The organism is Saliphagus sp. GCM10025317, assembly GCF_042663665.1.
In the GTDB taxonomy this organism is placed as follows: domain Archaea; phylum Halobacteriota; class Halobacteria; order Halobacteriales; family Natrialbaceae; genus Natronosalvus.
The window spans coordinates 38,842-61,985 of the sequence record NZ_JBHTAQ010000006.1 but is presented as its reverse complement, the minus strand read 5'-3'; the positions used below and the strand labels follow the sequence as shown (position 1 = coordinate 61,985).

21 protein-coding genes, 2 tRNA genes, 2 rRNA genes and 2 pseudogenes are annotated in these 23,144 nt (G+C 62.6%); 9 read left to right on the top strand and 18 right to left on the bottom strand.

The features are described from left to right. Nucleotides 1-43: 43 nt before the first annotated feature. Nucleotides 44-1,045, bottom strand: coding sequence for a lipid II:glycine glycyltransferase FemX (locus tag ACFQS4_RS14445; RefSeq protein WP_497902097.1), 1,002 nt, complete (start codon nucleotides 1,043-1,045; stop codon nucleotides 44-46). A 313-nt stretch (nucleotides 1,046-1,358) separates the two neighbouring features. On the opposite strand from ACFQS4_RS14445, the gene ACFQS4_RS14440 reads away from it, so the two are divergent. From ACFQS4_RS14440 to ddfA, 3 genes are all read left to right on the top strand, one after another. Next, nucleotides 1,359-1,640 carry a WNWW family protein gene (locus tag ACFQS4_RS14440; protein WP_497902098.1) on the top strand — a complete coding sequence of 94 codons (282 nt, stop codon included), beginning with the start codon at nucleotides 1,359-1,361 and terminating at the stop codon, nucleotides 1,638-1,640. 359 nt (nucleotides 1,641-1,999) lie between these two features. Beyond that, entirely contained in the window at nucleotides 2,000-2,485 is a 486-nt protein-coding gene (locus tag ACFQS4_RS14435; RefSeq protein WP_497902099.1) for an Lrp/AsnC family transcriptional regulator, read from the top strand. A gap of 121 nt (nucleotides 2,486-2,606) precedes the next feature. Next, complete coding sequence (ddfA, locus tag ACFQS4_RS14430) at nucleotides 2,607-2,879, top strand: DdfA family disk-determining factor (RefSeq protein WP_497902100.1); 273 nt, start codon at nucleotides 2,607-2,609, stop codon at nucleotides 2,877-2,879. Between the two features lie 153 nt (nucleotides 2,880-3,032). On the opposite strand, the gene ACFQS4_RS14425 is transcribed toward ddfA, so the two are convergent. After that, the gene (locus tag ACFQS4_RS14425) at nucleotides 3,033-3,341 is read right to left on the bottom strand and encodes a DUF7968 family protein (RefSeq protein WP_500193831.1); all 309 of its coding nucleotides are present in this window, start codon (nucleotides 3,339-3,341) and stop codon (nucleotides 3,033-3,035) included. 211 nt (nucleotides 3,342-3,552) lie between these two features. Between ACFQS4_RS14425 and secF the strand changes: the two genes are divergently transcribed. Both secF and ACFQS4_RS14415 read left to right on the top strand, forming a co-directional pair. Beyond that, entirely contained in the window at nucleotides 3,553-4,431 is an 879-nt protein-coding gene (gene secF / locus ACFQS4_RS14420) for a protein translocase subunit SecF (RefSeq protein ID WP_497902102.1), read from the top strand. After that, nucleotides 4,428-6,017 (top strand): preprotein translocase subunit SecD, encoded by a 1,590-nt coding sequence (locus ACFQS4_RS14415; protein ID WP_500193809.1) that lies wholly within the window; start codon nucleotides 4,428-4,430, stop codon nucleotides 6,015-6,017. Before secF ends, ACFQS4_RS14415 begins: the two co-directional genes overlap by 4 nt. A gap of 157 nt (nucleotides 6,018-6,174) precedes the next feature. On the opposite strand, the gene ACFQS4_RS14410 is transcribed toward ACFQS4_RS14415, so the two are convergent. The 10 genes and pseudogenes from ACFQS4_RS14410 to ACFQS4_RS14365 form a co-directional block, all read right to left on the bottom strand. After that, nucleotides 6,175-7,383 carry a sensor histidine kinase gene (locus tag ACFQS4_RS14410; RefSeq protein ID WP_500193806.1) on the bottom strand — a complete coding sequence of 403 codons (1,209 nt, stop codon included), beginning with the start codon at nucleotides 7,381-7,383 and terminating at the stop codon, nucleotides 6,175-6,177. Further along, nucleotides 7,292-7,834 (bottom strand): PAS domain-containing protein, encoded by a 543-nt coding sequence (locus ACFQS4_RS14405; RefSeq protein WP_500193805.1) that lies wholly within the window; start codon nucleotides 7,832-7,834, stop codon nucleotides 7,292-7,294. Before ACFQS4_RS14405 ends, ACFQS4_RS14410 begins: the two co-directional genes overlap by 92 nt. After that, nucleotides 7,788-9,266, bottom strand: a complete 1,479-nt coding sequence (locus ACFQS4_RS14400) for an MEDS domain-containing protein (protein WP_500193803.1) — start codon at nucleotides 9,264-9,266, stop codon at nucleotides 7,788-7,790. Before ACFQS4_RS14400 ends, ACFQS4_RS14405 begins: the two co-directional genes overlap by 47 nt. A 97-nt stretch (nucleotides 9,267-9,363) precedes the next feature. Next, entirely contained in the window at nucleotides 9,364-9,492 is a 129-nt protein-coding gene (locus ACFQS4_RS14395; RefSeq protein ID WP_497902104.1) for a DUF7563 family protein, read from the bottom strand. Between the two features lie 102 nt (nucleotides 9,493-9,594). After that, nucleotides 9,595-10,077, bottom strand: coding sequence for a ribosomal protein S18-alanine N-acetyltransferase (gene rimI, locus ACFQS4_RS14390; RefSeq protein WP_497902105.1), 483 nt, complete (start codon nucleotides 10,075-10,077; stop codon nucleotides 9,595-9,597). A gap of 43 nt (nucleotides 10,078-10,120) precedes the next feature. Further along, on the bottom strand, nucleotides 10,121-10,312 hold the full coding sequence (locus ACFQS4_RS14385) for a hypothetical protein (RefSeq protein WP_497902106.1): 192 nt from the start codon (nucleotides 10,310-10,312) through the stop codon (nucleotides 10,121-10,123). Between the two features lie 5 nt (nucleotides 10,313-10,317). Next, the gene (locus ACFQS4_RS14380) at nucleotides 10,318-10,806 is read right to left on the bottom strand and encodes a DUF892 family protein (protein WP_497902107.1); all 489 of its coding nucleotides are present in this window, start codon (nucleotides 10,804-10,806) and stop codon (nucleotides 10,318-10,320) included. A gap of 64 nt (nucleotides 10,807-10,870) precedes the next feature. Next, entirely contained in the window at nucleotides 10,871-11,200 is a 330-nt protein-coding gene (locus tag ACFQS4_RS14375; RefSeq protein ID WP_497902108.1) for a DUF6360 family protein, read from the bottom strand. A 4-nt stretch (nucleotides 11,201-11,204) separates the two neighbouring features. After that, a pseudogene (locus ACFQS4_RS14370) lies at nucleotides 11,205-12,978 on the bottom strand (nitrite/sulfite reductase). 23 nt (nucleotides 12,979-13,001) lie between these two features. After that, nucleotides 13,002-13,397 carry a DUF8134 family protein gene (locus ACFQS4_RS14365; RefSeq protein WP_500193829.1) on the bottom strand — a complete coding sequence of 132 codons (396 nt, stop codon included), beginning with the start codon at nucleotides 13,395-13,397 and terminating at the stop codon, nucleotides 13,002-13,004. Between the two features lie 390 nt (nucleotides 13,398-13,787). Between ACFQS4_RS14365 and ACFQS4_RS14360 the strand changes: the two genes are divergently transcribed. Next, nucleotides 13,788-13,982 (top strand): DUF8595 family protein, encoded by a 195-nt coding sequence (locus tag ACFQS4_RS14360; protein WP_497902110.1) that lies wholly within the window; start codon nucleotides 13,788-13,790, stop codon nucleotides 13,980-13,982. 85 nt (nucleotides 13,983-14,067) lie between these two features. Next, nucleotides 14,068-14,787 carry a DUF7119 family protein gene (locus ACFQS4_RS14355; protein WP_497902111.1) on the top strand — a complete coding sequence of 240 codons (720 nt, stop codon included), beginning with the start codon at nucleotides 14,068-14,070 and terminating at the stop codon, nucleotides 14,785-14,787. A 24-nt stretch (nucleotides 14,788-14,811) separates the two neighbouring features. Here the strand turns inward: ACFQS4_RS14355 and ACFQS4_RS14350 are convergent, their stop codons facing one another. Further along, nucleotides 14,812-16,086, bottom strand: a complete 1,275-nt coding sequence (locus ACFQS4_RS14350; protein ID WP_497902112.1) for a M20/M25/M40 family metallo-hydrolase — start codon at nucleotides 16,084-16,086, stop codon at nucleotides 14,812-14,814. 82 nt (nucleotides 16,087-16,168) lie between these two features. On the opposite strand from ACFQS4_RS14350, the gene ACFQS4_RS14345 reads away from it, so the two are divergent. After that, nucleotides 16,169-16,242 (top strand) — tRNA-Lys (locus tag ACFQS4_RS14345). Between the two features lie 506 nt (nucleotides 16,243-16,748). Here the strand turns inward: ACFQS4_RS14345 and ACFQS4_RS14340 are convergent. The 4 genes from ACFQS4_RS14340 to ACFQS4_RS14325 all read right to left on the bottom strand — a co-directional run bounded on the left by ACFQS4_RS14340 (nucleotide 16,749) and on the right by ACFQS4_RS14325 (nucleotide 21,241). Continuing rightward, complete coding sequence (locus ACFQS4_RS14340; RefSeq protein WP_497902113.1) at nucleotides 16,749-17,660, bottom strand: DUF8231 family protein; 912 nt, start codon at nucleotides 17,658-17,660, stop codon at nucleotides 16,749-16,751. A 216-nt stretch (nucleotides 17,661-17,876) separates the two neighbouring features. Beyond that, nucleotides 17,877-17,952: transfer RNA gene (locus tag ACFQS4_RS14335), tRNA-Cys, on the bottom strand. 114 nt (nucleotides 17,953-18,066) lie between these two features. After that, a 5S ribosomal RNA gene (gene rrf, locus ACFQS4_RS14330) occupies nucleotides 18,067-18,188 on the bottom strand. 139 nt (nucleotides 18,189-18,327) lie between these two features. Then, a 23S ribosomal RNA gene (locus ACFQS4_RS14325) occupies nucleotides 18,328-21,241 on the bottom strand. Between the two features lie 362 nt (nucleotides 21,242-21,603). On the opposite strand from ACFQS4_RS14325, the pseudogene ACFQS4_RS14320 reads away from it, so the two are divergent. Next, a pseudogene (locus tag ACFQS4_RS14320) lies at nucleotides 21,604-22,805 on the top strand (pyridoxal-phosphate-dependent aminotransferase family protein). 26 nt (nucleotides 22,806-22,831) lie between these two features. Here ACFQS4_RS14320 and ACFQS4_RS14315 read toward each other — a convergent pair. Next, a complete protein-coding gene (locus ACFQS4_RS14315) occupies nucleotides 22,832-23,137 on the bottom strand; it encodes a DUF7116 family protein (RefSeq protein ID WP_497903206.1) in 306 nt (101 codons plus the stop codon). Nucleotides 23,138-23,144: the final 7 nt, after the last annotated feature.

The window sequence follows — 23,144 nt, the reverse complement described above, 5'->3', positions numbered from 1 at the left end:
CTCGCGTCGCACGCCCCTGACGTGGCGCTTGGAGGCGGACCGGTTAACTCCGTAGGTTGTCGACGATATTCGTTTTGAACCCGCTGTACACGGTAGCCAGCGGACTCGACCAGGTCAGTCGGTGGTACATCCGGACCTCCGGGGCGAACTTCGCCTTGTACTCGGAGAGTCCGTAGAGGTTCGCCCCGCCGTGGTCGAGGCGCTCGAGGCCGCGGTCGCGCGCCTGACAGATGACGTGCCAGAGCATGAGGTCCATCACCGGGACGCTGTGGTCGCGATTGCTAACCCCCTGCCACGTGACCAGCGTTCTATCGTCTTCGATAGTTATCTGACCGCCGACGAGTTCGCCGTCGGCAACGAACCGGTACACGCGCATGATCCCGTCGGGAAGTGCGCCGTACAGGGCCGAAAAGAACGCCGGCGGTGCGGCGTACTCGTCGTGACGTTTCCGTAGCCCGTCGATGATAGCGGGTATCTCTGCGCCGTTCGTTTCCGTTATTTCGTAGCTGTCGTTCGGCGTGTTTCGAAGGTTTTGCCGGAGGTCGCTGCTGAACGTCATCAGCAAATCCTCTTCCGACGGCGTGAGATCGACGGCGTACGTGAAGTACGGCTTGCGAGCGGCGTACTCGTTCCAGAAGAACGGCCGCGGGTCGCCGTACTCCGTGCCGGTCTGAATGTGGATGTACGCTGGACCGATCGTTTCTCGAATCGCCTCGTCAACGGCCGCGACGAAGCGGTTGTGACGCCGCAACGCCTTCCGTTCTTTCAGCGACTCCTGGTTGAGCAGGACTGGCCCGAGGTAGTTGATTCGCAAACCGGTCGGCGGGGAATAGGCCGTTTGAACGGGGCCTTTCGATTTGGAGAACACCGGAAATATGCCGACCGGCTGGTTGCCTTTGTACCCAACGTACGGATACAGCGTTCCGGCGTAGTCTTCCATGACCTCCAGGGCCTCGTAGCGGTGGAAGGGCGTCCGATGGGGCGACTGTTCGACCAGGCTATTCCACTCGTCCGGGTCGTCTACGAGGGACACGTCGATGGTCATTTTCCTCACCGTATCGGCGTATTGGACGGCACGCAGCACTCCTACGGACGAGAACCCCGTGTAAAGTTCTTTCATGCATTTCGCTGAAGCGTATCGCAGTCGTCGTTGTTACCCTCGGCGACATGGAACGACCGGAGTCGTGACCACCAGCGGCGCGAACGGAGACGAACCAGTGACCAGTTTTTCAATCGCTCGCGAAGAATACAGGGTTGGTACACATGACACCCACAGACACTGCCGGAATCGCTACCCGTCGTCACCTGCACCGGAGAAAGCGTACAGTGCGCCAATCCGGTTTCGCGTGCTCACGACCGTGACCGTCGAGCCAGGCCCGCTCGAGGTTCGCCTCCGCGATCGTTTCGGCGGCACCGTTGGGGAATCACGCGTCGTCGTCCGCCAAGCCGTCGACCTCGCAGACTCCGGCCAGTACGAGGCCGACGTGGGCGCCGAGTTGACCACCGAGGCGGTGCTCGAGGAACTTGCCGATGCGCCCCACGGCACGCCCGCGGACCGGTGGAACTGGTGGATCGGGTCGCTCGAGGTCGCCTACGGAGGCTACGGCCAGTTTGGGATTCAGCGCTATCGCGACGGGTGAGGCGGGTGAGACGGATGAGAGGATGAGACCCTCGTCGTCGGTCGAAAACTGGCGTCGGGTAATGCTATAGATAGTATAGTTTTCTCGATGGTAATGCTATAGATAGTATAGTTTTCTCGATGGTAATGCTATAGATAGTATAGTTTTCTCGATGGTAATGCTATAGATAGTATAATGTCATTCGACGGTCGTCGATCGAACGCGCGCCGCATCAGCGGGTGACTCCACGACCAACAGGGGCCTCGAGGGCGAGTTGATCTGTAGCGATTGGAGATCGATTCGGCAACGCTCGATCTGGTAATGACGACCAGACATCTGCGCACACAAGATACACCGCTTCTTCCCCGGTACCGCCGAGCATGGGTGAACGACAGTCAGCACTCGACGAGGTTGACCGGGGGATCCTTCACATACTACAGACGGACGCCCGGAACAACAGAGCCAGGGAAATCGGGGAGGCCGTGGGCGTCTCCGCGAGCACCGTCCGGAATCGAATCGAAGCACTTGAGGACGAGGGCGTGATCAGGGGATACATTCCGAAGATCGACTACGAGCAGGCGGGCTATCAGCTGTCGATCCTCTTCACCTGCACCGCCAGCGATCCGTCCGAACCGCTCACCGAGGACTTGCTGGAAAAACACGGCGTCGTCTCCGTCCGGAAGCTGCTCGCCGGTCGGGAGAACTACCACATCAGAGTCGTCGGTACGGACACGAACGACGTGTCGAACATCGCGAACTCGATTCGCGAGTGCGGCCTCGAGATCGTTCGGTCGGACGTGCTCGACGACGAGTACGTCCAGCCGTTCGACCACTTCGGCAAGGACGTCCCCTCGAGAGAGGGGTGAGAAACGGTCTCGCCGGAAATTCAGCCCGTTTTCTGTGGAATAAGCAGCGTTCGATGGTAAAATCCAGGCCTTCCACAACTGGTGACGGGGTTTATACGTATCCAACGGCTGCCTAGCGATGATGGAATCCGTTTCACCCACGCAATCAGTCTCCTCCAGTTCGCCCGTCACGGCCGTCGTCGAACTCGTCGCAGATCGAGAAGGAACGGATCCGATGGAGCTACAGCCGCCGCTTTACGACGTGATCGACCCCGAGGCACTCAACGCGCTCTTCGCGCCGACCAGTCGCGGCCGACCGCGCGAATCCGGTCAGGTTTCGTTCGAGTACCTGGGCTACGACGTCACCGTCCGGGGGAACGGGGACGTTTCCGTGAGAAACAACACTGAACGGTAGCGACCACGAGCGGTCGTGGCGATCGGACCGGATCCATTATTCACTCGGGTCACACGCCCACAGCGGTGAGTGAGCCGTCTGATAGCCAAATATTCCTCGGCCCGCGCTCGCTAACTATCCCAGCTGTTCACCGCGCTCTGGACGCGAAACCGCTCACGAACGGCGTGGTCCGCCTGCACTTTGGACGCGCCAGCTCCCATCGAGGCCGCAGGCTTCCCTGACATCGTAGTCGATCTCGGTCTCCGGCCCGATTCGCGCCCCGCCGTCGACGGACTCGACGCGCAGGGGGACGTCGAGGGTGTTCCCACAGCAGCCGACGCCGACGAACTCCTCCCAGACGTCGCCCGGTTCCGCTCGCTCGCGAGTCTTGCGGAGGAACGCTCCGAACGAAGGCTTCTCGACCTGAAACCGCCCCCAGTCCGAGAGGTCCTCGGGGTACGAGAGGACCAGTCGAGCGGCCATCCGTGCGTCGGTCCCGTCCTCGTTCGGCTCCGCAACCGCGTCGCTCCCCGCAGTTCCGTCGCGTGCTGTACTCGTGTCACTCGAGTGTTTCATGCGCCGACTACGCGCTCGAGCGTGATGACGGGTTCCGTTTCGTTCACCGAGCCAGTACCTGAAATATCGTAATGGAATTGAGAAGGCTTACTTTCGCCGACGGCAACACCCAGGGTATATGGGGACTTTCGCGGTACCGGAAATCGATTACACCCGGTACACCAACCGCCAGCTGGCGGCGGTTCCACTCGCCGTCCTTGCCTTCGCGTTGCTCGTTCTCCTCGGCGGCTACGTCGTCTACGGCACGCCGGTCGAACTGGGCATGGACTTCGCCGGCGGAACCGAGTTGACGATCGAGACGACGAGTTCCGAAGCGGAGATCGAGGCCGCCTTCAGCGAGCAGCCCGAGTCGGTGCAGTCCGTCCAGGCCACCGAGAACCAGTACCTCGTGCAGTTCGCGCCGACCGACGCGGACGTACAGTCGGAGGCAGAGTCGAACCTCGAGCCCGTCTCCGGTAACGACCAGGTCGTCCAGCTCTCGGCGGAGACGTCGGCGAGTTTCGGGGCGGCCGCCCAGCAGACGGCGCTGCTCGGCCTCGGAGCCGCGTTCGTCGGGATGAGCGTCATCGCGTTCGTCCTCTTCCGGACGTTCGTTCCCTCCATCGCTATCGTCATCTCGGCGTTTTCCGACCTCGTGATCCCGCTCGCGTTCATGAACGTCCTCGGGATTCCACTGTCGCTCGGAACCGTCGCCGGACTCCTGTTGATCGTCGGGTACTCCGTCGACTCGGACATCCTGCTGAACAACCACATCCTCAGGCGCAGCGGTGACTTCTACGAGAGCACCCACCGGGCGATGCGCACCGGGATCACCATGACCGTCACGTCGATGGCGGCAATGTTGGTCATGGCCGTCGCCGCGTGGGCGCTCGGCGTCGAACTCCTGCTCTCGGTCGGCCTGATCCTCACCGTCGGGCTGGCAGCCGACCTGATGAACACCTACCTGCTGAACCTCAGCCTGCTTCGGTGGTACAAGTTCGAGGGGGTGGCCCGATGAGCGCCATCGGGTCGATCAAGGCGAACTGGCGCGTCCTGTTGTTGGTCGTCTTCCTTACCGTCGCGCTCGTCGCGCTCTTCCTTCCCGGTGGCGTCATGGGCGGTGAGGAGACGTACCCGACCAACGAGTCCGACTCGAGCATGCACAACCTCGAGTTCGGGCTCGGTCTCGACGGCGGGACGAAGATCAGCGCCCCGGTCGTGGGGATGCACGTCTCGGAGGTGAGCGTCGATGCCGAGGGAACCCAACTGGATCGACGCGGCCAGGAGATCCAGGCCACGGTCTCGGAGGAACTGGACCTCGAGACCGGCGACGCCCTCGTCCGGACGGACCACCAGAACGGCGAGGTCAGCGTCGAAGTCTTCACCGGGAACGTCTCGGAAGCGGAGTTCGCCGCGGCGCTCCAGGAAGCCGGCATCGACGTCGCCGAAGAGGACGTCGAACAGGGCGTCACCCAGGCGACCCGCGACGACATCCAGACGACGATCCAGTTGCGGATCAACGAGGCCGGTCTCTCGGGCAGCCAGGTCTCCCAGGCCGAGATGGACGGCACCTACTACATCGTGACCGAGGCGCCCGCGATGACCACCGAGGAGCTTCGATCCCTGCTCGAGTACCGCGGAATCGTCGAGATCGTGATGCACTATCCCGACGGCGAGGGCGGCCAGCAAAACGAGACGGCGCTCGTTCAACAGGACTTCGGGAGCATCGGGACAGCCTCCTATAACGGCGAGGATGGGTACGACTACGTCCCCGTCACAGTCAACCCCGGCCCTGCCGAAGAGTACCAACAGCGGATGGTCGAGACCGGCTTCACCCAGAATCCCAGCAGTTGTAATTACGGAAACCCCGAGGCTGAAGGGTCGAACTACTGCCTGCTCACGATGGTCGACGGCGAGGTCATCGATGCCCACAGCGTCTCCCCGGGACTCGCCGCAGACATGGAAAGTGGTCAGTGGGCCAACGGCGGCCAGTTCCAGATGATCACGCCCAGCCAGCAGGAGGCCCAGACGCTCTCGATCAACCTCCGCGCCGGCGAACTGCGCGCGCCCCTCGACTTCGACCGGGCCCAGACGTACATGATCAGTCCCGCGCTGGCCGAGCAGTTCAAGAACTACTCGCTGCTGATCGGAATCCTGGCCGTTCTCACCGTCAGCGGCGTCGTCTACGTGCGCTACGGCGACCGACGCGTCGCCCTCCCGATGATCGTCACCGCCCTTTCGGAGGTCGTCATCCTCCTCGGCGTCGCCGCCCTCCTGCGGATGCCACTCGACCTCTCACACGTCGCCGGATTCATCGCCGTCGTCGGGACCGGGGTGGACGACCTGGTCATCATCGCCGACGAGGTGTTAGACGAGGGCGACGTCAACTCGAGGCGCGTCTTCGAGTCCCGGTTCCGGAAGGCGTTCTGGGTCATCGGGGCCGCGGCGGCGACGACGATCATCGCTATGTCGCCGCTGGCCGTGCTCAGCCTGGGCGACCTCCGCGGGTTCGCTATCATCACGATCCTGGGCGTGCTCGTCGGAGTTCTGATCACGCGACCGGCCTACGGGGACATCCTGCGCCGGTTGCTGACCGACAAGTAGCTCGTCGGTTTCGCGTTTCGCCCGCTAATCGTCTCGAGTCCTGAATCGATATCGAATGTCCTGGTCGGTTCTGGTGGAGAAGGCTAACTTTGGCTGGATCCGCGCTGCATACGCGAAGAGAGGTGACGCCGTTTGCGGCGAGGAGGATGTCACTCGCTCACTTTCCTGTAGCTTCCCGTCGCTCGCCAGCCGCTACTGGCAGCGTAAACGAGAACGTCGCTCCCTCGCCTGGCTCTGACTCGACCCAGATGTCCCCGCCGTGGCGCTCAACGATCCGCTCACACAGTGCGAGTCCGATACCGGTCCCGTCGTACTCGCCGTGGGTGTGAAGGCGCTGGAACACCTCGAAGATGCAGTCCTGATTATCAGTATCGATGCCGATGCCCTCGTCGCGGACCGACACGATCCACTCGGCCCCATCGCGTTCGGCCGAGGCGTGGATCCGGGGCTTCTCGTCGCCACTGTAGGTGATCGCGTTCTCCAGCAGGTTCTGAAACACCTGGCGGAGCTGGGTGGCATCACCCTCGACGCGAGGGAGGTCGTCGGCGGTAATCTCGGCGTCGCTCCCCGCGATCTGGATCCGAAGATCCGCCAGTACGTCGTCGAACACGGCATCGAGGTCGATGCGTTCCAGCGGATCACCTTGCGTCTCGACCCGCGAATAGGCGAGCAACCCGTCGATCATCTCGCGCATGCGGTTGGCTCCGTCCACCGCAAACTCGAGGAACTCTTCGCCGTCCTCGTCGAGCGCGTTCTCGTACCGTCGTTCGAGCAGCTGAAGGTAAGTCGAGACCATCCGGAGCGGTTCCTGGAGGTCGTGGGAGGCGGCGTAGGCGAACTGCTCGAGCCGTTCGTTCGACGCTTCGAGTCGCTCGATCACCTCTTCTAACCGTTTCTCGCGCTGTTTGCGTTCAGTAATATCCTGGACGGCTCCGCGGAGGGAGGCCGCCTTATTATCGACGACCTCCGGGACGCCCTGCAGCCGCAGCCACCGTATGTCCCCGCTGTTCGTACGAATCCGTGCCTCCACGTCGAAGGGGTCGCCCGAGACGAGCGCGTTCTCGACGGCATCCTCGACGATCCCCTGGTCGTCCTCGTGATACATGTCGAGGGCGTCCTCCAGCGGCGGTTCCTCGTCCGCGTCCACTTCCAGAAGCTCGAAGATGTGGTCGGTCCAGAACACGTCCTTCGTTTCCGGGTTGATCTCCCAGCCGCCGACGTCCGCGATGCGTTCGGTTTTCTCGAGTAAATCGAGCGTCCGTTCGAGTTCACGTTCACGCTCGATCTGTTCGGTAATGTCGCGCGTCAACGCAAGTTGGGACGTCGTCCCGTCGGGGCGATGCAGCGGCGCCGCGTGCGTTTCCATGTGCCGGCGCGTGCCGTCTAAGCCCGATGATGTCGAACTCTAGGACGCCTCGTTCGCCCCGACAGATCCGCTCGTTGAACTCGCGGAACGTCTCGCGGTGTTCGGGGGCGATCAGCCCGTAGACAGATTCGCCGATCACCGCCGATTCCGAGTCGGCCTCCACCATGTCGAGCCCGGCGGGGTTCATCTGGAGCAGGGTGCCGTCGGCGGCAACGGTCTTTATGCACTCGGGCGCGGTCTCGATGAGTGCACTCAGATACTCTGTGCGCTCGCGCAGTTCCTGCTCGCGCTGGCGGCGCTCGAGTTCGTATTTCACCCACTGCCCCATCAGGTGCTGAAACGTCCGTTCGGCCTCAGAAAACGCGTCCGCTCTCGGTTCGGTCGAAACAAACCAGAACGTCCGGTTACTGTCGTCCTCGAATTCGAGGTACGTTCCGAGGTACGTCCGCACACCGAACTGGTCGTAGCACAGTTTGCCTTCGAACCCATCGCTCACAGGAGCGGTAATCGCACAGGTTCCCCCCCTCGTCCGCAGGCACACGGCAGTACGTTTCGGAGAGAGGATACGAGTCGCCCGGAACGAGGTGTTCGTGCTCCCCGTTCGTGATCTCCACCTCGAAGTGATCAGTGTCCGGTTCAGCGACGGCGATCCCGCCGAGTTCCATATCGAAGCGTTCACAGCCAAGATCGAGCAAGTCCTGGAGTTTCTCCTCGAACGCCCGATCGGGATCGGAGGTTATCTCGTACAATTGCCGCTGGGCCCGTTCCCACTTCCTGCGCTCGCTATTGTCGCGGACCACCGCGAGCAGGACCGGACGGCCGTTGTGTTCCATCCGAGACGCAGAGATCTCCGCCGGAATCTGGCCCCGGTTCTTGGTGCGACAGGTAAGTTCATCAGTCCACCCAGTGCCGTCTTCGAACACCCCTTCGACAAATTCCCGGAACGCGTCGAGTTCGTTGGGGTGTACGTCGGAGGGAGCGAGGGCCACCAATTCGTCGTACGTATAGCCGAGCATCTCGGTTGCGGCCCGGTTCGCGTCGACGATCTCGTCCGCTTCGGGGTCAACGATGAGGATGCCGTCGTGACTACTCTCGAAAACTCGCTCCAGGTATTCTTGTCGTTCCGTTAACGCCGTCTTCACCTCCGTCCGCTCTTGCAGCGTCTGCATCATGCGATCGACCTTCGCCTCCATCTTCTCGGAGCCGAAGAACTTCTCGGGTGGTGTGTAGTAGAAGTTCTGTGAGACGGTGCTGTCGGAGACGATGTGCGGATGTGTCTTGATAACGTCGTGGATGACTGCCGCCGGGAACCTCTCTCGGTTGTACTGGCACATGACGGCGTAGTCTTCGTCCTGGTAGAGGGAATTGAGCACGGCCTCGTACTCGACCAGTTCGTCTGCACTCGTGTCTCCCTCCAGTGCCCACGTCATCTCGGCGGCCGCTCTGAGTCCCGTATAGCCATCTTCGTCTTTCGCCTGTTCGAGCGACTCCTCCCAGAATTCCAGCATGGTGGTCTGATCGAACTCGCCGGTCCGGTAGTAGGTGTCCGCTGGTGTGAGGACGGAGAGCGCACCCGATTCGAGGGCGGCGTTCACGTCGATGCCGTCGTCCCGCATCGCCTCCACGACTTCTTCCCTGGAGTTGTCGTCGGCGACGTACAGACACTGTTCGCCACGTTCGAGTCCCTCGGAGATGAACGGAATCGCAGATGCAAATTGGTCTGCAGGGCGCTCGTAGATGAGTGCAAAATGGTCGTTCGAGTGGTCGTGGTTGTTCTCGGGCTCGACCGGCCCACGAAACTCCGAGTGCTGATGCAGCGCCCCCGGCCCACCCTCGCGGTCCGGTTCTCGCTGTCGCGTACCGCGCTCGACCTGGTTACTCACTAAATCAGGTTATTCGCGGAGATTCTTAACTCTGGTCCCCAATTAGACCAGGTGATCGATGGATCACCTACTATTTTAGCAAATGCTAGGTTTCGCGTCACCCAGAGCGCCGACACCGGGGACACGTCTCCACGAATCCGTTCTCGTCACCGTGGGTTCGACGGTAATCGATCGAGACCGGGCGACCGCAGCGCAGACAGGTACTCGACTCCGGTGTAAAGTCCATACTCGAGGCTCCGTGGAGCGTGAGAATAGCGCTGTGGGTGGGTATGCAAGGTGGTTCGCGAGCGCTACGAGTGGGCGGTGTGTCGCAAGTATCGCAAACGCGTTACGACAGCTCGCGAACCATCACGATTGCGTCCTCACCATCGTCGTAGTACCGCGGCACCCGCCGCAGCGGGTCGAAGCCGAACCGATCGTAGAGGCGTTTCGCCCCGTCGTTCGATTCTCGGACCTCGAGTTTGACCGAGTGAGCGCCCTGGCTCGCGAGGACGGCGAGCGACCGACCCAGCAGCGCCGAGCCGATACCCGAGCCGCGCCAGTCGGGATGGACGGCGACGTCCTTGACGTGGCCGATGTCGCGGCCGTAGTTCGGCGTCACGTCCGAAACGACGTACCCGGCGACCCGCCCGTCGTCGGTTTCGGCGACCAGAAACCCGGGCTCGCCCAGAAACTGGGTGAACGCATCGTAGGGCCACGGCTGGGGAAACGACGTGTTCTCGATCTGCACGACCGCGAGCAGGTCGGCCCGCTCGGCCTGGCGGATCGTCACGCCGTCTCGAGTCCGCGTCGACTCGGTCGGGGTCGTCACAGGAGGGAGTATCGACGTGAGGGTAAAATAAGTACGCGACCGTTCAGCCGGTTTCGCTGGCTTCGGATTGACCGTCGTTCTCGTTTTCGTTCTCGCTTTCGCTCTCGTCCTCGTCGTTCGCATCTTCCGTGCCGCCGTACTGCGTCTGTTCCTCCTTCGAGAGTTCGCTTCCTTCGTCGTCGGATTCGGACTCGCTCTCGTCTCGGGATCCGGATTCGTTCTCGTCGTCGACCATACGTATCAGGCCGGGATCGCTCCCATATCGAACTCCTCGGTGAGCGTCTTCAGCTCCTCGAGGGCGTCCTGTTCCTCCCGGAGGTTCTCCTCGAGCAGGTCGGCCGCGTCGCCCATGTCCATCTGGGCTGCCAGCGGGATCAGGTTGCCGTAGGCCGCGATTTCGTAGTGTTCGGTCTTCTCGGCGGCCGCCATGTTGTGGTAGTCGAGGACTTCCTGGCTGGGGTCGGTCTCGAGGAACTCCTCGTACTCCTCGATCAGCCCTTCGATGCCCTTACACTCTTCCTTCTCGGGCGGCTCGCCGAAAGCGTCGAACACCTCCTCGAGGCGGTCGATGTGCGTCTGGGTCTCTTCGCGGTGTTCGGCGAAGGCGTTCGCGATCTCCTCGCGTTCCGTGTGCTCCTCGAGGTCTTCCAACGCGTCGAGTAGCTGGTGCTCGGCGTGGTAGATGTCCTCGAGGCCGTGCTCGAACAGGTCCTGGATCGTTTCGGTCATGGAACCACCAGGTCGGACTCCGCCGGGCAGGGACAAACGTCGTCAGCCTGCGATGGCAGGCGGGTTACTCGGACGGTGATTCCGTACTCGAACTCGAACTCGAGCCCGAATCCGTATCCGCAGCCGCCTCGACGCGCCCAGCATGATTCTCCAGGTCGGCCGCCAGCGCCCGCGCCTGCTCGGACGTCAGGCGCACTTCCTCCATGTGCGCCGGCAGGTGCGTCTCGGACATGTTGTCCACCTCGAGTTGCAGTTTGACGTGATCGGGCTGTCTCCGGGCAGCGGTCGCGTCCACCACCGCGTCTCGCTCGTCCTCGAAGTCGTGCCCTGTCACGACCGCGTCCGTGAGGTCCAACGTCGTGTGCGCGGTGACGCGCATGAGTCGGTCGGCCATGGGCTCAGTCGTCCGATGGAATCGGCGATCCGTCGGGCGTCGCCGGCGCGGGACTCTCGTCCAGGGCGTCCTGGTCGGCGTATGGGTACCAGGTCCGCTTGGTGTTGTGCATGTACGGATCCTCGTAGTCGGTCTCCTCGGGTTCGATAAGGTCGGCCAGTTCGTCGTCGTCACGCGCGGCGACGAACTCGCGGAAGCTCTCCTGGCCCTCCCGACGGGCCTCGAAGTTCTCAAGCAGGTTCGCGATCGCACCCGGCACCTCGTCGACGGGGATTCGCTCGCCGACCCAGGAGGCGAACTGCGGATTCTCGCCGAGGCCGCCACCAAGGCCGATGTCGAGCGCCTCGACCGGCTCGCCGTCCTTACGGGTCTTCATCCCCCGCAGGGAGACGTCGGCGATCTGGGGCTGGGCGCACGACGCGGTACACCCCGAGAGGTGAATGTGGAAGTCGTCGACGCCCTCGGGCAGGTCGGCGTTCTCGACCAGCCAGCGCGAGAATCGGACCTGGCGGTTCTTCGTCTCGACGATCGAGAGCGAGCAGAACTCGGTCCCGGTACAAGCGATCGAGCCGCGCTGAAACGGATGCGGATCCGGGCTGTAGGTCTCGAGCAAGGGCTCCGCGAGCAGGTCGTCCAGATTCTCGTCGGGGACGTCCGTGAAAACGACGTTCTGGCGCTGGGTGAGACGAACCTCGCCGGAACCGTACTCGTCGGCGATGTCGGCCAGCCGAGGGCGTCGTCGGCGCCGATCCGGCCGACGAGGACGTTCAACCCGACGTACGAATTGCCGTCCGGTTGGTCGTGAACGCCGACGTGGTCGTGTTTCCCGGCGGCCTCGCCGGCGTTGTAGGAGTACGACGAGCGCAGGTCCTCGCCTGCGCTCTCGAGGTCGAAGTCGACGTACTCCTCCTGGAGGACGTCGCGAACCTTCTCGGGCCCCCACTCGTCGACGAGGAACTTCATCCGGGCGGCGTAGCGGTTCTCGCGGTTGCCGTAGTCCCGGAACAGGCCCGAGATGCCGCCGGCGACCTCGACCGCCTGTTCGGGCGTGACGAAGACGTCGATGTCGCGGGCGAAGCGGGGCTCGTTGCGAGCGAGGCCACCGCCGACGCGGACGTTGTAGCCGGTCACCGTCTCGCCGTCGATTTCCTTCTCGGCCGGTTCGAACGCGAGGTCGTTGATGTCGCCCTGCCCACAGCCCTCGTCGCAGCCGGTGACCGCCACCTTCCACTTCCGCGGAAGGTTCGAGTGCGCCTCGTTTCGCTTGAACGTGTCGTGGAGGTCGTCGGCCAGCGCACCGGCGTCGACGTGTTCGTGCTCGTCCTTCCCGGCGACCGGACAGCCGACGATGTTCCGCCAGGAGTCCCCACACGCCTGCACCGCCGATAGGCCGACGTCCTCGAGTCGGTCGAAGATCGCGGGGACGTCCTCGAGGTTGATCCAGTGGAGCTGGACGGCCTGACGGGTCGTCACGTCGAGCCAGCCGTTGCCGAATTCAGGATTGGCGGCGGGCCCGTTCGAGTACTCTTTGGCGAGTTCGGCCAGAACGCGAAACTGTCCCGGCTCGAGGACTCCGCTCGGCGGACCGACCCGGAGCATGAAATAGGACTCCTGGCGGCGCGCTGGTGGTATAGCCCGTACCACTTGAAGCGCTCGAACCAGGCGTCGTGTTCGTCCTCGGGAATCGACTCCCACCCCGACGCAGCGAACTCCTTGATCGCCTCCCTGATATCGGTTCCGTACAGTTCGTCTTTCCAGTTCTCGACGTCGCTTGGCATCTGCACCGGGCTACGCGGACCACCTACAAGGCCCCGGCCGTGGCGTCAGTTCTCCCCGCCTCTCGCCCCTTCCGGCGGTATTTGCCGCCCGATTCGACCGCTCCGCCAGACGACTGCTCGAGCGTCGCCTGGACGGCCGACGCCTCGTACCGTTCGAACTCGCCGTCGACGACCCGGCCGACCGGCAGGCCCTCGAGCGATGAGTGACGGCCGCACTCGAGACACCGGCCGACCGCCCCCGCAACTACGCTGGTGCCGTCCACGCCGACGTCCGTGAACCCCTCGAGGAGAACGTACGCCGGTTCGCACCGACAGAATCGACCGCGAGCGAGGGTCCAGACGTCGCTCGCGCCGACCGTTCGGGAGTCGTTGACGCTGATCCACGCCCCGTCGTCGAGGGTACGCAACGAGATGACCATGCCCTCGCTTCGGGTGGCAGCCACCTTCGTCCATCGGCCCGTGCAATGCTTCGCCGTTGTCGTGACGGCGAATTCGACGGGAATCGCCAGCATGCGTCGCCGTCTTTCGTTTCAGCCCGTCAGAGATACCAGCAATCGTTACCCGAGAACGGGAGCCGGGGTATCGCTTGCACCCGAAGCCGTACTTAAGCGATGGCCGACCATACGGAGGAGTATGCCCGACGATCCGTCACGGTCACACGACCGCTCATCACGCCGCCAGCCCTCCGAACGCAGGGTACGGAGTCGCCAGCACGTCTCCGCCGACGTGGCTCCGGAATTGCACCTCCCTCCTATCGGATCCGGCGCGTCGCGATCGGTACCGAACGACGATCCAACGGAGGACACACGATGACGAATGCGTCACCCGACGGACGCCAGCTGGACGAATCCGACGACAGCAACGGCAACGAAGGAGACGTCAGCGACCGAGCCACCCCGGAGGCTACTCCCGGTGAGGACGACACGGCCCACCTCGAGGACGTCGACGTCGGCGCTGGCTGTACGGAAATCTGGGAGCACCTCGCCGAGCGACGCGAAGAGTAGCGAGGAGGCCCCAGATGCACCCCTCGACGAACCACAGCGGACCGTCTGAAACGCTTTTTAGGCACGTCGCCCCTATCAGCGGTACATGACCGACGACCACACCGGAGACCGCCGAACTCGAGACGGCGACCCCGGGAACGAGCCTCCGATCCCGACGGATCGAAAATCGCCAGTCGGCGCACCGGTCATCCGGGGCGACGAATCGATCACGGGAACCCACGCTCGCCGGGCCGTCCAGTTCGACCCCGACGACCCGGACAGTCTCGCACTCGCGGCCGAAACCGTCGCCCAGTTCGCCACCGGGTCCGTCGACGAGGACCACCTCTACATGCTCCGCGGCGCCGCAGCCTGTGCCGCGCTCGTTCGCGGCGAGGGATCGTACAAAACCGCCGCCGAGCGAGCGAGCGCCCACCTCAAGGGCGACGAGACGGTCACGGTTTCGTTCATCCGCAAGTGGGCCCGCGTCCACGACCTCCCCCGATCGGTTCGTCGACAGGTCGCCCTCGGCGAAATCGCCCCCTCCGCCGCCAAACACATCGCCCGCGTCGGCGGCGAGGATCGACTCTTGCTCGCCTGGGCCGTCCTCGACGGCGACCTCACCGTCCGCGACGTCCGCCAGGTCGCCAGTCAGGTCAACGACGGGGCCTCGATCGAGCGCGCACTCGACGACTGCGACGTCACCCTCGGCCGCCTCGAACTCACCCTCCCGGCGTCGGCCTACCGCGACCTCCGGCGACGAGCCTCACTCGAGGGCGTCGATCCAGGAACGATCGTTGCGGACGCACTCGAGAACGCACTCGAGTAGCATCGGGAAAGCGTCACAATCCCATCACTGCGACAGGTACGCCCGCGCCGTCTCTGCCAGCACCGCCCCTGCCTCGAGCACCTCGTCCCACTCAATCGTCTCCTCCGGGAAGTGTGCCTGGTTGATGCTCCCCGGCCCGAACAGGACTGTCGGAATCCCCGCCTCGACGTAGTGTCGATTGTCGGCCCCGTAGGTCGCCCCGCGCGGTTCGATTGCCTCGGCGTCGAATCCGCGCGCCGCCATCGCGTTCTGGAGCGCCGAAACCACCGGTTCGTCCGCCGCGATTTCAGCCGGTTCGAACTGTACCGAGAACCGTTCGATCGTTGGCCCGCTGACCCCCGCCGGCCAGGACGGATTGTCCGACAGCGACTCGAGGCGGCTTCGGAGCGCGTGTTCGACGTCCGTCACCGTCTCCCCGGGGGCGACGCCGACCCGAACCTCCGCCGTCAGTTCGTCCGGGACCGAGGACGCCCACCGCCCCGCCTCGACTCGCCCGATACAGATCGGCCACGGAATCGGGAACTCGTCGTACAACGGATGGGAGATGGCCTCGCTTCGTTCCCGTTCGAACGCCTCGCACTCCTCGCGAACGCGCTCGAACGCCGGCAACACCGACGCTCCCCGCCACCGCGTCGCCGCGTGTGCCGACCGGCCCTCGAGGCCGATCCGGATCATCAGGCTTCCCTCGACCGCCGCCACCGGACGCAACTCCGTCGGTTCCGCGACAATCGCCGCGTCTCGCTCGAACGGATAGGGATTTTCGAGTGCTGCCGTGGCTGCACCGATCCCGCCCTCCTCCTCGCCGGCGACGCTCTCGACGACGATCCGACCGTTCAGGTTGGGGTCGTGGTCAGTATTCGTAGCGACCTCTGCCAGGTGACGCGCCGCAAACACGCACACCCCCAGCCCCGACTTCATGTCCGCCGCACCCCTGGCCGTCAGGCGACCGTCGCGCCACCGGGGCTCGAACGGATCACCCTCCCACCCCGACCCCGTAGGGACGACGTCGACATGCCCGTTCAACACCAGCGTCGGCCCCGCGTCAGGATCTCCGAACTCGAAAACTCCGGCAACGCTCGGCCGATCCGCCGTCTCGATGTCGTCAGGGTCGTCCGGGAACGACGGATGCTCGGCTAGAACGGCCGGGTCAGCCTCCCAGGTGTAGGTCCGAAAGCCCGCCGCCTCGAGTTCCTCGCGCAGCCACACCTGGGCCGGCTTCTCGTTTCCTGCAGTCGTCTCGAACGAACAGCACGTGTCGACGAACTCCCGAAGGTCGTCGTCCCAGATGCGGAAATTCATGTGCGAGACCACGTCGGACCCCGATATAATACCGTGGGAGAAAGAAACGTTTAACCACGCGTCCCCGAAAGAGGAGAGTACGGGGCCGGTAGCTCAGTTCGGCAGAGCGTCTGGCTTTTAACCAGACGGTCGCGTGTTCAAATCGCGCCCGGCCCGCTTTTGCCACGAGCACATTCGTGAGTGGCAAAACGGCCCTGCGATTTGAACGCAGGAGAGCGCAGTCTCGCGAACGAAGTGAACGAGGAAGCGATCGACCGTGTGTTCAAATCGCGCCTGGCCCCTTGCTCCGAGCAGAACCGCGAGGAGCAACGCGATCATACAGCGATCTGAAAGAGACCAGAAAGGCACAGCGAAGCGAGCATTTCTGGGCGTGGTTCACAATCGCACCCGTCTCGCTTTCCTGCCGCGAACACGTTCGTGAGCAGCGAGTTCAGATCAATCCACGTCAGCGACACGAGCGTTCCTCGAGTGTCGAACCGCACCGAACCACACTGAACCGCATCGGACCGCATCGAACCGCACCGAACGAGCCGCAGTTGCCACTCGAGAACGGCCAAAGACTACAGACACCGCAAACCGAAAACCGATAACCGAAAACACACCGATACCAACCACACTGACGAAACGGCACGCGAACCGTGGTCGTCTATAAGTTCGAGCCCTCAGCCTCGCAGCGGCATGAACGCCAACCCGGCCAGCAACACGATCGCGATCACCGACAGTCCGATCGCCCACCAGAACCCGTGGATTCGCTCGTTGTGCTCATCGACTGCCTGGTGTTGAGCCTGGAAACTCTCGACGTCCTCGGTCAGGTAAACGACGTCCTCGCTTGGGAAGTGAACGCCGTAGGGCGTCTGCTCGATCATCACTTCCTCGTTGTGGGAGAGCGATACCTCCGTGACATCCTCACCGGTGTACTCGACGGTCACCTCGTCCGTCTCGATTGTCGTCACCTCAGCGTCAACCTGTTCTTCCATCTCGGATTCGTAGAAGGTCACCTCATCTCCAACCGCGTACTCCTGGGTGTCGATATCGTCAACCTCCGTAACGTGGCGAACGACCTCTTGGCCGTCCTCTTCGACGATCACGTAGACGCCGTCGGGTCGCTCGAGGAACGTGTACTCCTCGGAATCGACCGATTCGATCAGCAAGAACGTCTCCGGTTGGGCCTCGCTTTCGTTTCCGTCACCACCGTCGGCACTCTCGTTTCCGTCACCCTCTCCTGGCGGCGCGTAAATGTAGACGGAATACTCCGTCCCCTCTTCCTCGAACTGAACCGTATCGCCATCGTCCCAGGCGTCACCATTTGCAGCGCTCGCACCGGACCACGCCACGTCAGTTGGAACGGAATCGTTGACGTATTCCAACGTCCCCGTTCCAGCAGCCCCGTCCAGCTCGGACACGTTGTACGTCCGATCCTCGATCGTTATCTCGTCACCCTGCTCGAGTTGGTAGTCCGCATCGGCTTCGTCGATCGTCACCTGCGGTGATTCCGCGGTCGCGATAACGGCGTACGCGCCCGCAGCGACCACCATAAACAGGACGGCGTAGACGATCCCTGCGCGTAATTGCATGTATGAGGCGTTGTCCGCGCGTCGTATAACGGTTACTAAGTTCTCGAAAGAGTGGAGCCAGGGATCGCATTCGCTCGAGCCGAGCCTGGTCGAGATCGACCGCGATTGACTGGTACTCGACGATTTGAAGGTGGCTCCAGGAATTGAAACCGACGCGCTCGAAGGGAGGAGATGAAGCGGTCTAAAGGGACCGGATCAGGGTACAAAACGTGAAAGAGCCAAGGGCCGGATTTGAACCGGCGATGGGTTGCTCTGCAGGCAACTGCGTTCGGCCGAACTCTGCCACCTTGGCGCGCTCGGATGTAGCCACCGCGTTCGTTTAAGCGTAGCGGTACGATTTGCCCGCTGTAAAGACGAAAACCCCCACGAGCGCAGTCGCTCGTGAGGGTTGAATAGTGTATGAGTGGGTCGGCGGCGAGCCGGGGTTCCCAGCGGGTCTCCCACGCCAGTACTGGCCGAAACGCGGGCGGGCTTAACTGCCGTGTTCGGGATGGGTACGGGTGGTGCCCCGCCGCTCTGGCCGCCGTAATGCCGACTCGCGGAGTCGAACCGCGACAGTACCAGGGTCGGTTACGGTGTCTAAGGTTCTCTGGTCGGTTGTGACCGTGTTGTACGTGTAGTCCAATTAGCGCCTGGACCCGTTCTTACGGGTTGATCCATGCGAAATGAATGGTGGCTTGATCTGTTAGTGCTCGCGGGCTCAACACCTCGTTGCCTCGGTGCGTACACCCCGAGTCTATCGAACTCGTCTTCTACGAGTGATCTCGGTGGCATCTCTTTTTCGGGTGGGTTTCGAGCTTAGATGCGTTCAGCTCTTACCCCGTGGTGCGTCGCTGCCCGGCACGTGCCCTCTCGGACAGCCGGTACACGAGTGGCACCCATTCGGAGTTCCTCTCGTACTATACGAACGTTCCCGTCAGATACCGTAGCACCCCCAATAGATAGCAGCCGACCTGTCTCACGACGGTCTAAACCCAGCTCACGACCTCCTTTAATAGGCGAACAACCTCACCCTTGCCTGCTTCTGCACAGGCAGGATGGAGGGAACCGACATCGAGGTAGCAAGCCACCCGGTCGATATGTGCTCTTGCGGGTGACGACTCTGTTATCCCTAAGGTAGCTTTTCTGTCAGCAATTGCCCGCATTGGGCGGGCTAATTGGTTCGCTGACCACGCTTTCGCGTCAGCGTCCGTTGTTGTGCCGGACACTGTCAGGCTTCCGTATGCTCTTGCGCTCTTTCTCGGGTCTCCGACCCGAGTGAGGAAACCTTGGGGCGCGCTCGATATCTTTTCAAGCGCGTACCGCCCCAGTCAAACTGCCCGGCTACCAGTGTCCTCCGCCAGGAGTGAGAGTCGCAGTCACCATCGGGTAGTATTTCAGTGATGCCTCGGTGGCCCGCAGCGCGGGTACCTGTGTAACGGCTCCTACCTATGCTGCACAATGGCGACCACGTCTCAGTGACAGCCTGCAGTAAAGCTCTATAGGGTCTTCGCTTCCCCTTGGGGGTCTCCAGACTCCGCACTGGAATGTACAGTTCACCGGGCCCAACGTTGGGACAGTGGCGCTCTCATTGATCCATTCATGCAAGCCGCTACTAAAGCGGCAAGGTACTACGCTACCTTAAGAGGGTCATAGTTACCCCCGCCGTTAACAGGTCCTTCGTCCCCTTGTACGGGGTGTTCAGATACCTGCACTGGGCAGGATTCAGTGACCGTACGAGTCCTTACGGATTTGCGGTCACCTGTGTTGTTACTAGACAGTTGGAGCGCCCGAGTCACTGCGACCTGCCACTTTCCGTGGCAGGCATCCCTTATTGCGAACGTACGGGACTAACTTGCCGAATTCCCTAACGTCGGTTGCTCCCGACAGACCTTGGCTTTCGCCGCCACGAGTACCTGTGTCGGATCTCGGTACGGACAGTGTGCTTGCCTTTTCACGGGCTCTGGGTTGACCTCTCTTGCGTTATCCAGCCATTCGACCGCTTCGTGCCATTACGGCTTCCACGGTCTTGGACTGTTCACCCGGGCGAAAGCCCGGGAGAGGCGGCCCCAAAGCGTCGGCTTTGAGTGCACACTGGCATAGGAATATTAACCTATTTCCCTTTTGTCAGCTTCGAATTGCGGGCTGACTTAGGACCGGCTAACCCTCAGCTGATTAGCATTGCTGAGGAACCCTTACTCGTTCGGCCGTCGGGGTTCTCACCCGACTAACGCTGCTACTATGACCAGAATTTTCGTTACTGCACGGTCCACACGAAATCTCTTCCGTGCTTCCACCCGAACAGTACGCCAACCTACGGAATCGTGCTGTGACGCACGTCGCTGGGTCTCGGTGATGGACTTGAGCCCCGATCATTTTCGGCGCCGCAAACCTCGGCCGGTAAGCTGTTACGCTTTTCTTAGAGGGTAGCTGCTTCTAAGCTCACCTCCCGGCTGTCTAGGGCTTGCGACCACCTTCGATCGCACTTAGTCCATACTTGGGGACCTTAACCCGCTCTGGGTTGTCTCCCTCACGGTACACAGGCTTACCCCGCGCACCGGACTCCCCGCGTCGACGGCGTTCGTAGGTTCGGAGTTGGACAGGGGGGCGAACTCCTCTCGGAGTCCGGTCCCCCAATCCGTCGCTCTACCCCACGAACTACCTCGGCGGAGGTCATGCTTCGACATGTTTCGGTTGGAACCAGCTGTTTCCGGATTCGATGGGCCTTTCACCCCTAGACATAGGTCACGCGAGGGTATTGTAGGACACCAACGCTAGCGGGCCTCCACGTGGCTTTCGCCACGCTTCACCCTGCCCATGCCTAGATCATCCGGTTTCGGGTCGTGCCCGCCTGACTCCCCGCGCTTGAACACGGTGACCCTGGTCGTAAGACTGCGGTCATATCGGTTTCCTCTGCCTTCCCCGATACTCGGGTTAGACTCGTCAGACAGGCACACTCTCTGGTTCGTTTTTCAAAACGTACGACGGAACACCGGCTTCCCTCTCGGCTTACTACAGGTTCGCACCTGGTTCATTGTGAGAGGGACCTTGTATGCCCCGTCGCTCTATCGCCAACTGAGTTCACGCCCTATTGCACCTCCCTTTTTGGGGTGCTTTTCAGCGTTCGCTCACGCTACTTGTTCGCTATCGGTCTCGAGGAGTGTTTAGTCTTCGCGGTCAATGCCCGCGGGATTCACGAGGGATTTCCAACCCCCGCTACTCTGGGCTGACTCCCATCGTACTGATCGACGGTACGGGACTGTCACCCTGTTTCGTACCCTATTCCAAGGGATTTCTCGTCGATGGTCGGATGTTGCAGGTCAGTCCGAACACCACATTGCCCGTGAGGGCTTCGGTTTGGACTGTGTCGGGTTCACTCGCCGTTACTAACGACATCGCGGTTTGCTTTCTTTTCCTGTCGATACTAAGATGTTTCAATTCTCGACGTTCCCCATTGCGCTAAGCAATTGCAAGAGGATTCCTATTCGGAGATCCCAAGTTCTTCCCCTCCGTGCGGGTCCCTTGGGCTTATCGCAGCTTGGCACGTCCGTCATCGGCTCTCGAGCCGAGCGATCCACCAGTTGGCACAGTAGCCACGTTCTTTCGGATCGGTGCTGCACAGAATGCAGCGGTTGTGACCCGGGAACGGGTCCAGTGGACGCCTGGACTACACGTACATACGGTCTTCATCTGCCACCAGTAGACGGCTGGTGGCATCGACCCTTCCCTCCCTCGCTTGCGCCGGGAGGTGCATCAGTTTTGCTTACGGATTGTATTCTCTTTCGGTCACGTACTTAAGGGCACGGATTCGACGTCGCCTGGTGATGCCCCCACATGGCCACCACTGGCACGGGGTTTTACTCGAGCCAAGACGTACTCCGGGAACGCTGAGACGCCCTCGCCCTCCAGACACAGATTCGCCGGGGAGTGAACGCTTTTGGTGGTTCCCACACCACACTATGCCATGCCACCAGCTAGCGACGACTCGAGCGCACCGGACGTCGGCGAACTGACGCCGCCGACGCGAACCCTGATGGGACCAGGGCCGAGCGACGTGCACCCGCGCGTACTCCGGGCGATGAGTACGCCCTCGTCGGGCACCTCGATCCGTCGTTCATCGAGATCATGAACGAGGTGCAGGAACTACTCCGATACGCCTTCCAGACGGACAACCAGTGGACGATCCCCGTCTCGGGGACCGGCTCGGCCTCGATGGAGGCCGCGATCGGCAACGTCGTCGAGCCGGGAGACACGATGCTCGTCCCGACCAACGGCTACTTCGGCGGGCGCATGGCGTCGATGGCTCGCCGTGCGGGCGGCGAGGTCGTCGAGGTCGACGCGCCGTGGGGCGAACCGCTCGATCCAGCGGCGGTCTCGGACGCGCTCGCGGAACACGATCCCGACGTGTTCGGATTCGTCCACGCCGAGACGAGCACGGGCGTCCGCCAGCCGAACGTCCCCGAACTCACCGCCGCGGCCCACGACCACGACGCGCTCGTGATCGCCGACACCGTCACCTCGCTGGGCGGCGTCGAACTCCGGGTCGACGAGTGGGACATCGACGTGGCCTACTCCGGCCCGCAGAAGTGTCTCTCCTGTCCGCCAGGGGCCAGTCCGCTTACCCTCTCCGACGAGGCGATGGAAAAGGTCCTCTCGCGCGAGGAGCCATCCCGGTCGTGGTACCTCGACCTCTCCTTACTCGAGGGCTACTGGGGCGACGAACGAGCGTACCACCACACGGCGCCGATCACGAACGTCTACTCGATCCGGGAGGCCCTCCGCTTGGTCGCAGAGGAGGGCATCGAGAATCGCTGGGCACGCCACCGACGACTCGCGGGCGCGCTCAAGGCCGGCGCCGAGGGGATGGGCCTCGAGATGAATCCGGACGACGAGTACTGGCTCCCGAGCCTCAACGCCGTCCGGGTTCCTGACGGCGTCGACGACGGCGAAGTCTGCGACGAACTCCTCGAGCGCTACGACCTCGAGATTGCGGGCGGCCTGGGCGACCTCGCTGGCGAAATCTTCCGCATCGGCTGTATGGGCCACTCCGCGAGTCCGGAGAACGTTACGCTCCTCGTCGCGGCGCTGGCCGACGTGCTCGACGATTTCGGTGCGGACGTCGAGCCGGACGGCGGCGTCGCTGCGTGTCGTGAGGCCCTCCGATAATCGATAAGTGGGTGCGGGGACTGTCGTTAGACAGTGACTGTCGGTCCTGGCGGTGCGCGTTCGACCTGATAATCCTCGCCGTCGGCGGCGATGATGGCCCACTCGTAGCCCGGATCCAGGCTCTCGAGTCGGTCCTCGAGGTCGTCTACGTCACCGGGTTCGGTGACGAAACAGTGAAATTGTCCCGAGCATCGGGGAAGCTGTTCAACGTCGGAGACGGCGTTGACGTGAACGACTTTCCACGCCCGTTCTGCTCGGAAATCCGGTCCGTTGCCCTCGACCGTGTAGCCGAGTTCAGCAAAGATCGACCTGGCCTGCTCGACGAGTCGCATGTTAACA